The following is a 13770-nucleotide window of genomic DNA, read 5'->3' as shown; positions in this document are numbered from 1 at the left end:
TTATTTTGCCGCGACCGTACTGGATGGGCGCGCCTTCGAACCGGTGCTTCCCTCCTCTGGCGCGTCGGCTGCCGCGGCGGGTGGGGGCGATGCCACTATCTTCAGCGGTGTATCGGCGGTAACGCGGAGCGCGCCGTCGACGACGACCCGCTCGCCGGCCTTCAATCCCTGCGTGATGAACCAGTCGTCGCCATGCCATTCGCCGACTTCGACGACACGCTGATGAGCTTTCGAGTCGTTGTCGACGACCCATACAAAGTGACTCTTCGAGCCTTGCAATACCGCGCGCTGCGGCACGAGAATCGCGTTCGGGCGCACCGCACCGGCCACGCGAGCACGCACGAACTGTCCGGGCCGCAGCGTGCCTTGAGCATTCGCAAACGACGCACGAACCAGGAACGTGCCCGTTTCCGTGCTGAACGCAGGATTGGTGAAGTTAATATGGCCCTGATCGGGAAACTGGCTGCCGTCGGCCAGCAAGACAGTCACGATGAAGTCGTTATCAGCCGGAAACCGAAGGGCGCCCTTGGTGATCTCGTCGCGGTATCTGAGCAACTCGTTCTCGGAGATGCTGAAGTTCACCCACATCGGATCGAGCTGGTAGACATACGTCAGCAAGCCGGCCTGTCCGGCCGTCACATAGCTGCCGTCCTGCTGTCTCGCGAAGCTCGACAGACCGTTGAGCGGCGATTTGATGGTTGTATAGCTGAGGTTGAGTTCCGCCGTCTGCACCTGCCCCTTGGCGGCGATCACGGCCGCTTCCGCGCTCTTCTCGTTGCCGGTTGCGTCGTCCAGATCCTTCTTGCTCAAGGCGTTCTGCGCGGCGAGCGGGATCACGCGCGCGAGATTGGCCTTCGTCACATAGAGCCGCGCCTCCTGCTGCGCGAGTTGGCCCTTGGCCGTCTGCAGCGCGGCCTCGAATGGTTTCGGGTCCATCAGGAAGAGCGTCTGCCCGGCATGGACCAGTTGACCCTCGGTATAGACCCGCTTATCGAGAAAGCCGTCCACGCGGGCGCGAATCTCCACTTCGCGTGAGCTCTGCGTCTGCGCGGTGAACTCGAACTCGACCGGCGTATCGTGCGGCTCGACCTGCATCACGGTCACTTCGGCCGCGCCGGCCTGCGGCGGCGGGGCCGGCTTGTGGCACGCAGCGCACAGCGCCAACGTTGCGTAGATCAGCAACCGCGCGGGCGCGCGCGCGCGCTGCCGTCGCGAATCGCGCGACGGCAGCCTGTGCAGGAAGAAATCAGGCGTTGCTTGTTTCATGAGATCACCCGTCGCGACTACATGGCGGTGCAAGCACCGAACAGCACCAAGGCGTCTTCACGGTTGACGAGCGTCACGCCGATCGTGCCGTCCACCCTGTCGAGCACGATCGTCCATGCGAAGCTGAATTCAGTTCCCTGGAGAACAATCTGACTCTCATCGGTTTGCATGAAGCGGATCGGTGCCACGCGTTGGGGACCGGTAATGGTCTTTTTCGCAAAGTCGATGCGCATGAATTGCGGTGCGCCCAAGTCCGACGGCAAGGCGCGCAAACAGGTTTCTCCTGGATCGCAGGCGTGCGCATCGATGGTGGCGCATAGCAGCGGCTTGCTGCCGTCGAATTCGGCAGCGCACAACGTGGCCGAACAGAGCCCACTCAACACCGCTATAGCCGCCAGCGGAAGACGTACGCATTTTCTGTTCATGGGTCCCTCTCATGCTGCTTGCGATCTTTACTACACCGTGTACCGACGGCCAGTCATGCACGCAGCCGTCGCGCGGTGATACGTGGCCAACTGCCGGGATACCTGAGCCCCGGAAGCCTGCTGCGCGAGCACAACGGGATCGACACCCGTGGTCTGCTTCGCCCCTAACCGGCAATCGGCGGTGTCGCTCTGTTGACGCTGAGGGCTTTGGCCTTTAGCCGGGTCAATGATGGGTTGCCGGGCTGCCAGTGAGCATCCCAGCGCCGACATCACAAGCCCGGGTGAAACTCGCATCAGGGGTTGCATGGCGAAACGCCTCCTGGACAATCCAGTTCCGGCACCGACTCACGGCACTCCGACGCCGATGTCAGAAAGCGCCGTAAAGTCGCGGACTCATGGCTTGATCCTGGTGATCTTCTGTCCTTGCACGCCGAGGCCCGCCATCAGGCCTTCCTGGCCATAGATGAATGCGTAGACATCGGATTGCAACGTGGTCGTTGTCATCGACTTCGCCTTGCCTTCGTCGACGACAACGACACTCGGTCCCATGCCGACGGACCAGCCGTCGCTGCTGTTCAGATAACTGAGCGCCGCCGGTGTCATCAGGAACATTGCCTGATGGAAGCTCTGTGCCCCAGCCTGCAGGCCGTATGACAGTGCCGTGGCGTTGTAATAGCCCAGCACCTTGCCGTCCGGGCCGAACATCACGCCGTCGCCTCCCTGCGCTCCGACAAGAAACCCTGCCTTCAGGATGTCCGGAAACACGAGGACGGCAGTGGCCTTGGTCGCCAGTTCCCCCGCCTTTGGCGTTGTTGCAACCAGTGACCGATATGCATCACGCGCTTTCTGATCCAGCTCAGGACGTGATGACCCGGACGCCGACGCAGACGTGGATGAGTTCATGCTCGAGCAGGCGACCGCCGCGAGCAGAACCGGAATCATTGCCATCAGGCGGACAAGCTTGAACATGATAGGACGCTCCATTCAAAAAGAGTCACTGCGTGACCGGGTCCCAGAACGGCGTGCACCGCGCCCTTCAGGTACCGGTAGTATTGGTAGCAGATCTGTCCGATGGCAATTGAACTTTGGTCCAATACGGGGCGAATCCGCACGTGTTCAGACTACGGCGGCTGTCCTCCTTCGAGGGCCGCGCGTACGGTCCTGATGAACAGATCATCGTTGAACGGCTTGAGAATGTAGGCGACCGCACCGCCTGCGAAGGCTTGTTCGCGCACGCTGATGCTATCGTGGGCGGTGATGAAAATGACAGGCGTGCCACTGCCTGAAAGACGCTGCTGGACCTCGAGTCCATTGAGCCCCGGCATCTGCACGTCGAGAATGACGCAGGCAGGACGATATGACGGCATGGATGACAGCACGTCGAGAAAGGCGTCGCCGCTTGCGAAGGTTTCGGCAGCGATGCCGACTGAGCGCAGAAGTCTCTTGATCGCTCGGCACACCGATTCATCGTCATCGACGACGACAACGAATGATTTGAGTTTTCCCATTGCACATAGTCCGGTGTCCGGGAATGCACGGGGCAGTGCACTCCCCCAAACCATAGACTATGAGTCAGGCGCAAATGCCGATAGTGGACCTTGGTGCAATGTGGACGCCGAAAGGCCTCATGGCATCCCCGGACGACACGCCGGTCAGGCCGCTTGCAGCCGCTCAGCGATCCGCGTGTGAATGCGCGACGCCTGAAAGGCCGACCTTGTCCGCGATGCGAATGAGTTGGGCCAGCGATGTGACTTCCATCTTGGCCATCACGCGCCTGCGATGAACCTTGATCGTCTGTTCGACCGTTCCGAGTTCGCTTGCCACCTGCTTGTTCAGAAGGCCGATCACGACGAGCGACATCACTTCGCGCTCGCGCGGCGTCAACCGCTCGACGCGATCACGAAGCGAGTCGAACTCAAGCCGGGTCGCGCGCATTCGCACCGCACACGCGAGCGCCTGATCAATCGCTCGCAGCAGGTCAGTATCGGACACCGGTTTGGGCAGAAAATCGGTTGCCCCCGCTTTCATCGCGCCGACACCCATCGCGATGTCACCATGCCCCGTGATGAAAATGATCGGCAGCGCCGCATTGAGTTCGCGCGCCAGTTCCAGTCCGCTCAGATCCGGCAACTCGATATCCAGCACGAGGCACGCGGGACAGGCATCGACCGGCATCCTGTCGAGAAATGCGCGTGCCGAACCGAATGTCTCCACCCGATAGCCCGCTGACCGAATCAGACGCGCCAGCGCGCCGCACACGGAGTCGTCGTCGTCGACGACGAATACAAGCGAAGCAGAATCTGTCATGGTTTCTATCGCGACTCATCCTGCTCCGTCGCATTCCCAACAGGCAATGTGACAAAGAATGTCGCGCCTCGGTCAATGTTGTTTTCAGCCCAGAGTCGTCCGTGGTGCATGTCGATGATGGTGCGGCTAATCGACAATCCCAACCCGAGACCCTGGGGTTTTGACGTAAAGAATGGCTTAAAGATCTTGTCCAGCTTGTCGACAGTCAGTCCATGGCCGCGATCCCTGATGGCGATGCAAATCGTATTGCTGCTCTCGCGCATGAGCGTCACCGACACTACGCGGTCGACGGGCGGCATATCGTTCATCGCGTCGAACGCATTGAGCAGGAGATTGAGCATGACCTGCTGCAACTGCACCTTGTCGCCACGCACGGGCGGCAGATCGTCCTCGACGTCGAGCGTCACGCGCGTGCCACGCACGATCGCGTCGCCGCGTACCAGCAGGACCACGTCGCGAATGATGCCCGCGAGATCGAGTGATACGACTTCCAGATCGCCCTTCTTGACGACCGCGCGAATGCGCCGGATCACCTCGCTCGCGCGATAGTCAGCCTGTACGATGTCGTTCAGGATCTCTCGCACTTCATCCAGATCGATGGGGTCCGCCGTGAGAAAGCGCTGCGCGGCCTGCACGTTGCTCAGGATCGCCGTCAGCGGCTGGTTCAGTTCATGGGCCAGAGATGCCGTAAGCTGGCCCACTGTGGACACGCGCGTCAGATGCGCGAGATCCCGCCGGTTGCGCTCCAGCTCGTATCGCTCGGTTCTGTCGACGATGATTGCGAGCGTTACGCTGCCGTCGTCGAAGCGAAACGCATTCAGACTGATCTCCACCTGAAATTCCGTGCCATTGTTGCGCCGCGCAGACAACTCGCGCAATGGCGTCCTTTCATGAGATTCCGGCAATGCGAACAAGTCGGCTCTGAGCGGAACATCGGTGTCGGCACGCAAAGCGGGCACGAGCAGCCCAACTGGCTTGCCTATCAACTGGTCGCATTCATATCCAAACAGCCGGGCGGTTTGCGGATTGACCATCAAAATCCGGCCACGCTCGTCGAGCATCAGAATCGAAATAGGCAAAAGCGCGAGCGCCTCGCGAAAGTACGCTTCGCCGCTTCCTTTTTCCATCACGAGCACGTGAGAATCGTCCAACCCTGCGGATCGTCCGCCACTTTCATGAGACTGGCGCCGAACCGGTCGTGCGGAAGCCGCGGCATGGTCCCTCTCCGTTATCGGACGCCCCGCGCGTGCACGCTGACCTGCTTCCGGTGAATTCGCTTCTTCCGCCATTTGATGCTGCTCCACGCGCCTCTCTGCCGACGAACCGGTTCGTGATATGACGTCGCGCGAACCGGCACCAGCGGACATTGTGAAAACCTGCGGACGCATCGCAGCCAGACACGCCATCGCGCGCTCGACATAATCCGCAAGATTTGGCGGTTTAAGACTACGACTTGTTAGCGCAATTCGCCGGCGACTGGCAAACACCATCAACAGCCACAGAATGATGGCGGTTTCCAGAACAATGATCGCTGGCATGACGATGCTCATGACCGGGATTCCTCTCAAGAGCTTGCGCCGAGAGATGGGCTGACGGAAAAGCTCGCTCTGGATTTCGACGAGAGATAACGCGCCTGACCCGAAGGCTGATTTCGCCGCTACGTAAATGTGCAGCAGGCCGGAAAGTCAGGATCGTGATTCGCTCGCCAACGAGTTTTTTCAGGCAGCGTGTTCGCCAGATTGTGGTCCGTCACTTCTACAGCAGGTCGCTTGCGACGATTCGGTGAAATCGGCCAGCGCAGGAGACAACGCACGCATGGCCAGCCGTATGACTAGCCAGGTAACTACTACACACGACATAGAACTGGCCGGTAAATCAATCGTAGTCCTGATGCAAGCATTAGTAAATGTCGAGTTTGTGCATTCTTCAAACGATGCAATAAAATACCGATTCGCTAACACTGAAACAACACCTGGATTGAACCAAAGGGCAGTTGTTCACGCGCGCCGTCGCTTGTAATCTGAATGACGTGAGATTCGAATCAGCAAGGACCTGTGTTGCCCCGGCATCCGCACGTTACTGGTAAACCTGCATACGTCGGAACGGGAAAAGAAAACAATTAGATTCAGCATTGATGTTATGTGCAGCGACGAGGTCCCGCTAGCGGCGATTGCATCCGCACGGAGAACCGCTTGATAAAGGCACGCCGAGCAGGACGAAACGGGTCATGCGCCATTGCTCTATTACTCTATGGCTGATTGCGAATCAGTCTGCTCGCCCATGCCCGATGCCGTACGGTTGCTACAAGGTATTCCCGCCTTGGGACAGTCATGACGAAGGCCCACCCTGTTACCTCGACGTCCCCCGTCAACCGAAGTAAGTGGCTAGCGAGTATGACGGGCCGGTGGCAGCGCAGCGGCGCGCATGTTCAAGCGCCTCAAAACCATTCAGTCGTGCCTGCGTGAATTGGGCATCGCGCGATTCGAAGTCGACATGCATTGCTGCGAAGCGAGTGACATCCCGATGTTTCCCCTGGCAACGCCGGCTTCGCTGAACGCACCGACCCGATCGGTCACGTTCGGGCACGTGTGACAAGGCAGCGGATTGCGCACACACGTTAGACCAAGGTTCAATATCGGTGTCCGCACGGGTCCCCTATTCTGTCTCTTGGGCACGCGCGTTTGATTGCCCTTTCCAGAGCTCGGCCTGCGGAAATCAGGAACCAGGTCAGTGTTACGAAAGCGGTGGTCGCGACACTTTTCCTCGCTGATAACCGTTTGATGGCTATGTGAGGGCGATGTCATGAACAAGCGTCTCTTATGCTTTGCGATCGCACCGGCGCTGCTGTTCGCGGGTACCGCAGCTGCGCAATACCCGGTTCTGGATATGGTTGCCGGCAAACTCGTTCAAAAATATCAGCAATCGTCATGCGAGCAGTTGTGGCAGGAAAAGGCCCAGCAAAAAGGCCGGCCCAAGCCGGAGAAGGAACAACAGGCCGTAGAACTGCTCCGCAGCGATCCGCAGATGCGCGCCGCGTTCATCGACAAGGTGGCTGCGCCGATTGCCAGCAAGATGTTCGAGTGCGGCATGATCCCGTGATCATCGCCGGGTATGCCGCTGAACTGGACTACTCATCGAGGCCACGATGACCTACGCGAAATTCCTGTGCTGCGTGACCGTCGCCGCGCTTGGCCTGGGCATGATCGCGAACGGCCACACCCAGCAGCCACAGAAAACGCAGCACACGGCTAAGGCAGCGGCCAGGCCCGCGAAGGCTGCCGCTCTGGCGTTCCAGACAGGACTCGAACCACGCGCGATCGAGGTGCTCAAAGCGGCGTGCGCCCGCCTGGCCGCCGCCCGATCGATGGCATTCACGGCCGTCGTCTCCTATGAGAGTCCGAGCCGCCTCGGTCCTCCCCTCGTCTATTCGACCAGATCGGAGGTGACACTGCAGCGGCCGGACAAGCTCAAGGTCATCACCCTCGGCGACGGGCCGCCCTCTGAGTTCTATTACGACGGCAAGGCGATGATGGCGTTCGAGCCGGCGGAAAACCTGGTTGCCGTCGCCGACGCGCCACCGACGATCGACGCCGCGCTACAGCTCGCCTACGATTCCGCCGCGATTTATTTCCCGTTTACCGATGTGGTCGTCGCGGATCCCTATAAGGACATTGCCGACGGACTGAAGGTCGCTTTCTATATTGGTCAATCGCGCGTGGTCGGCGATACGACGACAGACATGGTCGCGTATATCACCGGGGATGTGTTCGTGCAGATCTGGATCGGCACGCAGGACAAACTGCCGCGGCGCATCTATGCCGTCTACCTTAACGACCGGACCAGGCTGCGTCACGTGCTGGAACTGTCCAACTGGCAGCTCGATGTGACCGTCCCCGCGGATGCCTTTGCTTCGGCCAAAGCGACCGGTGCGGCGCGCATCGCGTTCGCGCGCCCGGACGAGACCGACGCCCCAGGAATGAAGCCGCCGCCAAAGACGAAGCCGCCAGGGACCCAATAAGGACACGCATCATGAAGACCGTCGTCATCCGTCTCCTGAGTGTGCTCGTTGCGGCGCTCGTCACCGATCCAGCCGGCGCGTGGTCGCATGCGAACTATCGCGGAGGTAGCACATCGCACGCGCCCGGTTCGGATTCCACAACCCGCAGCAATGCCTGGGGTGGCAGCGAAACGCACACATACGGGCAAGGCACGACCGCAACCGGCCGCTATGGCGGTACTGCGACCCACCAGGAAGGATCGGGGCAAACGACCGCTACCAATCGTTACGGCGGGACCGCGACCCATACATATGGTCAGGGCACCACCGCGACCAGCGCTTACGGCGGCACGGCAACCCACGCTACGGGATCCGGTTACACGACATACACGAGCTCATCGGGCGCGACGGCCTATCACAGTTCCTACTACGGTGCGACGTATCCTGCGTACCATCCGCCCGTCGTCGTGAATAACTACGGGTCCGGCTGCTACAACTGCGGCGGCTGGTCCACAGCAGGCGCAGCCGCCGCGGGCGCAGTAGTCGGTGTAGCAGCCGGCGCCGCCATTGCTTCGGCCAACACGGCAGCCGCGACATCTAACGCATACAACGCCGGAGTCGCAGCCGGCAGCGCCAATGCGTACAACACCGCCGCGGTTGCCAGCACACAGTTCGCGATGGGTTCGGTCTACGCAGCGCTGCCAGCGGGCTGTATCTCCCCAAAGGTTCAGGGTGGCACTTACTATTTGTGCGGCAATACGTGGTTCCAACCGTCCTATGGTGCGAATGGCGTCTACTACCGAGTGATACCGCCGCCCTCATAAACTGCCGCCGCTGACCCGGTGCACTCGCTCTCGCGAAGCATCCGGATAACCTCCGCCGCTGCAGCTGTGTGGGCAGAATCGGGGGACCGGCATGCTGGTTGCGCGAGCGGCGCCCATAGCATTTGCAGCCGCGTCCGTTGAGATGAGCCGCTCCGCATTCGCATCCCATTTTCTATTTTTAATTGCAACCCTGACTGTTGGCGCTGCGATAGCATGTTTTTCCACTCGGGCTCTTGTAGACACCCTTGCCGTTCTTCGTCCTGGCCTCTCCACCCTTGCTGGTTTGCGTCGTCGTCACGCCGTTCTGATTCTTTTGCGCCTTCCACGCGTTGCCCGTATTTGCGTTATAGCCGCCGGCCGCTTGTGCGTTGTTGCACGCTGTCACGCCACGAGCGTTGGTGACGCACTCCGCGAACGCAGTCGAAGACGCCACTACACATATCAACATGAACAGAATCTTCATACTCACCTCCTGATGTGACCAGCGTGAGATTCTTGCGATCTCCTCCCGACGGGACGATGCGTCCGGACTGATGCATATTCCAGTTTAGTCGCATTCACTCCCGCGCATATTGCACTTCGAGTCCTCAAGTCCTATTGCGAGCAGCGATGATTCAGCCCCCTTATACGTCAACTCGCACATCACACTGGTTCAATCGCTGGTGAGTCTTGAGCAGGTGACCAGCGAACAAATGCCTGCGCGATCGAGCGGTTACTGCCCGATTATGGTGAGCGCGGCGCGCATGGGTCCAAGGGAGACTCTGACTACCCCATCGAGCGGTGTGTTCATTTCCATGATCATGAAAATTGCGCCGGCCGCCGACAGCGCGCCCATCACCAGGACGGTGATCGTTGTACCGTTGCGAGGGGCGAACAGGCCAAATGTGCCGAAAATGATGGCCAGCCACACCACCAGAACAACCAGTAACGGCGTGGGGATGGAGGCTTTCTCCTGGAGCAATGCCAGCCAGCGCGTGGTGTAAACTTCATCGACAATCTGCAGCGCCTTGGTTTGCAATTGACTTTGCGCCGCGTTGTGCGGCGAGAGAGATTCCACCTGGCGTTGAAACTCTTCTGTCCTGGCTATTGCCTCCGGGCCAGTCATTCGCACGACTTGTGCCGCATCACCGTCAGCGAGTAACGCGATCGACGCAGCGGTGATGTGTTTAAGCTGGGCGCGGATATCGCGTGTCTCCGGTCCATATCTGGCCAGCACGCGATCAAGACGCACAATGTTGACGGCGCTATGTACAAGCTCCCCGTTCGTCGTGTCGAAAGAGCCTTTCGCCGATGATATGAGCAGACCAAGGACTAACGCGGCAAGAGTAGCGAGAAGGCCGGTCGTCAGCTTCACCATACTGATCGATTCGTCGCTTAAGTGGTGTTGCGGCAACACGTCGCGCAGGTAGGAACATGCTAGTGCGCTGCCGAGAACAACGATGAATACAATCAGTGCGACGACGAGGTGGCTCATCCTGCAATCCTCCGTCCCGGATAATAGGGGTAAACGCCCCGGTCTTCGAAGCGACGCGCTTGCCGCGCCCGTGTTGCCGTGGGCCGACGTTCCTCGTGTTTCATGAAAGCGCACGACTGACGAAGCTCGGCCACACCCACCCCCAATCCGCATCTTGCGCGCAGCACCGCAGTATGCAATTGAACCAAGGTCCAATAGCATACTGCGGTGGCGCGCCTATCTTTCTAGATCTGCGTCACTGTTATGGATGACCTGAAAAGCGGATGGGCGGAAACGAAAACGTTGCTCGCCAAGATGTCAAAGGTTCATGAAAATGCTTCAGGTCGGCGGCGTACCGCCTACCGCCATTTCCACGGCCTTGATCAGGATGGCGCCGTTCAATGGTTTACGCAGATACGCGACAGCGCCCGACACAAGCGCGGTCTGCCGAGCGGAAAGCTCGTCGTGTGCGGTAATCATGATGATAGGCAGTCCGATCGGCGCAAGCTGACGCTGGACCTCCAGGCCGCTGATTCCCGGCATCTGGATATCCAGAACCACACAAGAAGGCCGATATGACGGAATCGCCGAAAGCGTGTCCAAAAACTCTTCACCACTGGAGAACGTTTCTGCCTCTATACCGACAGACTGCAGTAAACGCCTGATGGCGCGGCAAACCGATTCGTCATCGTCGACCACAGCAACGATTTGGTTGGGATTGACCATATTACGATGCGACCACGCAATCGCTCTCGCTAGTAGATTTTTGCAGCTTCAGCCTACCGGGAGATAGCAAAATGAGATATAGGGCTTTGGTCCACTAGCAGCGTCGACCACAGTGGTTGAGGCCGAACAGGCATCGTATGAGGTGTCGATCAGACCGCGCGGGGATCACTCGTCGTCGGCCGCGTGCACACCGGCCTTTTCCGCGAGCCGAACGAGTTCGACAATCGATCTCGCCTTCATCTTCTCCATCACTCGGGCCCGATGAATCTTGATCGTCTTTCGGCTGCGCCCAGATCGCTGGCAACCTGTTTGTTCAATCGACCTGTCAATACGAGCGCCATGACTTCGCGCTCGCGGCGCGTGAGATGATTAACCCGTTCCTCGATCTCCGCCCTTTGGGTTCTTTTCGCAAACTCTATACATGCGCGCTTAAGCGCACGATCTATCGCAGCGAGCATGAGCGATTCGCTTACCGGCTTGGTTAGAAAGTCGAATGCGCCGGCTTTCATCGCATCCACACTCGAGACGACGTCGCCGTGCCCCGTCAGAAACACGATGGGGAGGAGCTGATCAAGCTTGTGCTGCACCTCCAGCCCCGTCATGCCGGGCATCTGCAAATCGAGAACGAGGCAAGCGGGTGTGCTCGCCAGATCGGTTCTATCCAGAAACGCTTCCGGACTGTCAAAGCATTCGACGTGATAGCCCGAGGCGCGCAGCAATCGGGTGAGTGCGCATCCTACCCGTTCGTCGTCGTCCACGACGAAAACACGGGTTGTGGGCTGGCTCATGGTGACTGTGGGCCGCAGCCCTGTCGTAAGCCGGTTCCCTGGGGCAGCGTTACGTGGAACGATGCTCCCTTGCCATTGTTGTTCTCCGCCCATATTCTGCCTCCGTGACCGGTGATGATCGTGCGGCTGATGGAAAGACCCAGCCCGAGCCCTTGAAGTTTGGTAGTGAAAAAAGCCCTGAAAATCTTGTCCATCTTGTCGACGGTCAGGCCCAGCCCATTGTCTTTCACCGTAATCCGCACTCCTCCATCCGGTTCTTCGCGCACGGTTGTCTCGACCACACGTTCCGCGGGAGCACACTCCTTGACCGCATCGAAAGCGTTCAACAGCAGGTTCAGTACGACCTGCTGAAGTTGAACCCTGTCACCCCAAACCATCGCCAGATTTTCGGAAATGTCGAAGCGGGTGCGAACGCCGCGAGTCAGGGCGTCGCTATGCACAAGTACAGCGATATCGCGTACGACGTCGCCGACGTCCAGCGGTTGCAATTCAATATCGCCTTTCCGCGCCAATGTCCGGATCTTCTGGATGACTTCGCTTGCCCGACGGTTATCCGTGACAATATCTTCTAGCGCGCCACGGAGTTCCGCTTTGTCGGCAGTCTCCGACTCCATGTATTTCTGTGCCGCTTGCGCGTTGAACAAAATGGCGGTGAGTGGCTGCTTCAACTCGTGTGCAAGCGATCCGGCGAGCTCCCCCAGAGACGAAACGCGCGCCAGATGTACGAGTTCCTTCCGGTTTCGATCCACTTCCTGGGAGGCACTGCGATCCGATATCGCGATGATGCGCAGTACCTGGTCGTGAACCGTGTATTTCGTGGTATTGGTTTCCGCGGGAAAACCGACTCCATCACGCCGTCGCGCGACCAGCACCTGTGTCGTTGAAACGCCGGCGATTTGGCTTGCGTCGCCACGCTCTTCGACTTCCAAATGGTCGCCACCCACGCCACGAATCGGGAACAGCATCTCCGCCGACGCGCCGGCAAGCTGTTCCCTGGTGTAGCCGAACAGTTCTATCGTTCGAGCGTTCGCAAAGGTGATCTGATTCCGATGGTCGACGGTGACGATCGGGACCGGCATCATTTCAAGCGCCTCCCGCAAAGGAATCCTTGCGTTGAGCATCCGGCGCGTACCGCGGCCGCCTCCCAGTAACCACGACACGCATGTGACAACACGCCCTCTCCATCCCGGCGCCGAATCGGGATCCTCAAGGGGGTCGGCCGTGGCCTGCATGCTCGACACGCCAATGTCACAGTGAAGGGATGGGAGTAAGACCTGCGTCGACGTCGTTGAATGAGAATCGTGTCGTTCGCGAATCGTGGCGCCACTAGTTAGGAAAGCACGTATGTCGGGGGAAAAGCTTTGAAGAAAATAGCGTTGTTGTGCGAACCAGGCTATTGACGTTGTAACTACGTCTATCACCCGGTCTCTCCCCTGCATGATCGGATTGATCATCGGTATCTCCGTACCCAGTTCGCGCTGATTCAGCCAATACGGCTGCGGCGCCTGATCTACTGGATTCAACGACCTAGTTTGACTTCGCGAAAGTTGCCGCGAACATCCGGCAAGGTAATAGCTGTAATTTAGTATAGGCCGCCGCAAATTATTTACCGGGGACTTTGCGTCATTTTTCCCGATCGGCAGGATCACTATAGGCCAAGGCATCCTGCATTTTCTGACATAAATCAGCAAATAGGGTAGACCCGAATAGTTTCATTTCGTACCCAGTTAATTATCACGATGTCATCCAGGTGGTTCGATGGCGCAAGCGCCGGTGTCGCGGGATCGACAAACTTCAAATATCGACGACGCTCGCGCGCAACCGTTTTTTTCCATAGCGAACAGAGGTCTCGCAGGTTACATCGCACCGCAATCACCAGTTGCCCATACAGGCCACAGGTGAAGCGAGGATGAATGAGCGTAAAGCCGAGGCAGTTTATTGATCCCGATGCGTTTGCCTGTCGATGCATTCGTGCACCTTGGCT

General features: G+C 59.0%; 14 protein-coding genes and 1 pseudogene. 4 read left to right on the top strand and 11 right to left on the bottom strand.

Features of this window, described 5'->3' with window-relative positions:
* The 6 genes from B0G74_RS41465 to B0G74_RS41435 all read right to left on the bottom strand — a co-directional run bounded on the left by B0G74_RS41465 (position 1) and on the right by B0G74_RS41435 (position 5149).
* The gene (locus B0G74_RS41465) at positions 1-1266 is read right to left on the bottom strand and encodes an efflux RND transporter periplasmic adaptor subunit (protein WP_132383129.1); all 1266 of its coding nucleotides are present in this window, start codon (positions 1264-1266) and stop codon (positions 1-3) included.
* Positions 1267-1283: 17 nt separating this feature from the next.
* Positions 1284-1691, bottom strand: coding sequence for a hypothetical protein (locus B0G74_RS41460; protein WP_132383127.1), 408 nt, complete (start codon positions 1689-1691; stop codon positions 1284-1286).
* A 393-nt stretch (positions 1692-2084) separates the two neighbouring features.
* Positions 2085-2660: a lipid-binding SYLF domain-containing protein gene (locus B0G74_RS41450; protein WP_132383123.1), complete on the bottom strand. Its 576-nt coding sequence runs from the start codon at positions 2658-2660 to the stop codon at positions 2085-2087.
* Positions 2661-2812: 152 nt separating this feature from the next.
* A complete protein-coding gene (locus tag B0G74_RS41445; protein WP_132383121.1) occupies positions 2813-3199 on the bottom strand; it encodes a response regulator in 387 nt (128 codons plus the stop codon).
* Positions 3200-3362: 163 nt separating this feature from the next.
* Positions 3363-3998, bottom strand: a complete 636-nt coding sequence (locus B0G74_RS41440) for a response regulator (RefSeq protein ID WP_132383119.1) — start codon at positions 3996-3998, stop codon at positions 3363-3365.
* Positions 3999-4003: 5 nt separating this feature from the next.
* A complete protein-coding gene (locus B0G74_RS41435; RefSeq protein ID WP_165924030.1) occupies positions 4004-5149 on the bottom strand; it encodes an ATP-binding protein in 1146 nt (381 codons plus the stop codon).
* 1273 nt (positions 5150-6422) lie between these two features.
* Between B0G74_RS41435 and B0G74_RS46085 the strand changes: the two genes are divergently transcribed.
* The 4 genes from B0G74_RS46085 to B0G74_RS41420 all read left to right on the top strand — a co-directional run bounded on the left by B0G74_RS46085 (position 6423) and on the right by B0G74_RS41420 (position 8819).
* A complete protein-coding gene (locus tag B0G74_RS46085; RefSeq protein WP_165924029.1) occupies positions 6423-6590 on the top strand; it encodes a hypothetical protein in 168 nt (55 codons plus the stop codon).
* Between the two features lie 210 nt (positions 6591-6800).
* Entirely contained in the window at positions 6801-7097 is a 297-nt protein-coding gene (locus B0G74_RS41430; protein ID WP_132383115.1) for a hypothetical protein, read from the top strand.
* Between the two features lie 46 nt (positions 7098-7143).
* Entirely contained in the window at positions 7144-8016 is an 873-nt protein-coding gene (locus tag B0G74_RS41425) for a DUF2092 domain-containing protein (protein WP_132383113.1), read from the top strand.
* Between the two features lie 11 nt (positions 8017-8027).
* A complete protein-coding gene (locus B0G74_RS41420; protein ID WP_132383111.1) occupies positions 8028-8819 on the top strand; it encodes a hypothetical protein in 792 nt (263 codons plus the stop codon).
* Positions 8820-8997: 178 nt separating this feature from the next.
* Here the strand turns inward: B0G74_RS41420 and B0G74_RS41415 are convergent, their stop codons facing one another.
* The 5 genes and pseudogenes from B0G74_RS41415 to B0G74_RS41395 form a co-directional block, all read right to left on the bottom strand.
* Positions 8998-9282: a hypothetical protein gene (locus tag B0G74_RS41415; protein ID WP_132383109.1), complete on the bottom strand. Its 285-nt coding sequence runs from the start codon at positions 9280-9282 to the stop codon at positions 8998-9000.
* Positions 9283-9531: 249 nt separating this feature from the next.
* Positions 9532-10293: a DUF4239 domain-containing protein gene (locus B0G74_RS41410; protein WP_132383107.1), complete on the bottom strand. Its 762-nt coding sequence runs from the start codon at positions 10291-10293 to the stop codon at positions 9532-9534.
* Positions 10294-10611: 318 nt separating this feature from the next.
* Entirely contained in the window at positions 10612-10998 is a 387-nt protein-coding gene (locus B0G74_RS41405; protein WP_132383105.1) for a response regulator, read from the bottom strand.
* A gap of 165 nt (positions 10999-11163) precedes the next feature.
* Positions 11164-11786 (bottom strand): annotated as a pseudogene (locus B0G74_RS41400) (response regulator).
* Positions 11783-13240, bottom strand: coding sequence for an ATP-binding protein (locus tag B0G74_RS41395; protein WP_132383103.1), 1458 nt, complete (start codon positions 13238-13240; stop codon positions 11783-11785). The pseudogene B0G74_RS41400 and the gene B0G74_RS41395 overlap by 4 nt, the downstream one beginning before the upstream one ends.
* Positions 13241-13770 lie beyond the last annotated feature (530 nt).

The sequence above is a fragment of the Paraburkholderia sp. BL9I2N2 genome (genome assembly GCF_004339745.1).
Taxonomy (GTDB): Bacteria; Pseudomonadota; Gammaproteobacteria; order Burkholderiales; family Burkholderiaceae; genus Paraburkholderia.
The sequence above is the reverse complement of the archived record's forward strand: the minus strand, read 5'-3'. Positions and strand labels throughout refer to the sequence as shown.

What these genes read in the sequence shown, in the direction of transcription:
- B0G74_RS41450 (WP_132383123.1), bottom strand. Translation starts at nt 2,660, where the DNA reads ATGTTCAAGCTTGTCCGCCTGATGGCAATGATTCCGGTTCTGCTCGCG.
- B0G74_RS41410 (WP_132383107.1), bottom strand. Translation starts at nt 10,293, where the DNA reads ATGAGCCACCTCGTCGTCGCACTGATTGTATTCATCGTTGTTCTCGGC.
- B0G74_RS41460 (WP_132383127.1), bottom strand. Translation starts at nt 1,691, where the DNA reads ATGAACAGAAAATGCGTACGTCTTCCGCTGGCGGCTATAGCGGTGTTG.
- B0G74_RS41415 (WP_132383109.1), bottom strand. Translation starts at nt 9,282, where the DNA reads ATGAAGATTCTGTTCATGTTGATATGTGTAGTGGCGTCTTCGACTGCG.
- B0G74_RS41420 (WP_132383111.1), top strand. Translation starts at nt 8,028, where the DNA reads ATGAAGACCGTCGTCATCCGTCTCCTGAGTGTGCTCGTTGCGGCGCTC.
- B0G74_RS41425 (WP_132383113.1), top strand. Translation starts at nt 7,144, where the DNA reads ATGACCTACGCGAAATTCCTGTGCTGCGTGACCGTCGCCGCGCTTGGC.
- B0G74_RS41465 (WP_132383129.1), bottom strand. Translation starts at nt 1,266, where the DNA reads ATGAAACAAGCAACGCCTGATTTCTTCCTGCACAGGCTGCCGTCGCGC.
- B0G74_RS41405 (WP_132383105.1), bottom strand. Translation starts at nt 10,998, where the DNA reads ATGGTCAATCCCAACCAAATCGTTGCTGTGGTCGACGATGACGAATCG.
- B0G74_RS41430 (WP_132383115.1), top strand. Translation starts at nt 6,801, where the DNA reads ATGAACAAGCGTCTCTTATGCTTTGCGATCGCACCGGCGCTGCTGTTC.
- B0G74_RS41440 (WP_132383119.1), bottom strand. Translation starts at nt 3,998, where the DNA reads ATGACAGATTCTGCTTCGCTTGTATTCGTCGTCGACGACGACGACTCC.
- B0G74_RS46085 (WP_165924029.1), top strand. Translation starts at nt 6,423, where the DNA reads ATGTTCAAGCGCCTCAAAACCATTCAGTCGTGCCTGCGTGAATTGGGC.
- B0G74_RS41395 (WP_132383103.1), bottom strand. Translation starts at nt 13,240, where the DNA reads ATGATCAATCCGATCATGCAGGGGAGAGACCGGGTGATAGACGTAGTT.
- B0G74_RS41445 (WP_132383121.1), bottom strand. Translation starts at nt 3,199, where the DNA reads ATGGGAAAACTCAAATCATTCGTTGTCGTCGTCGATGACGATGAATCG.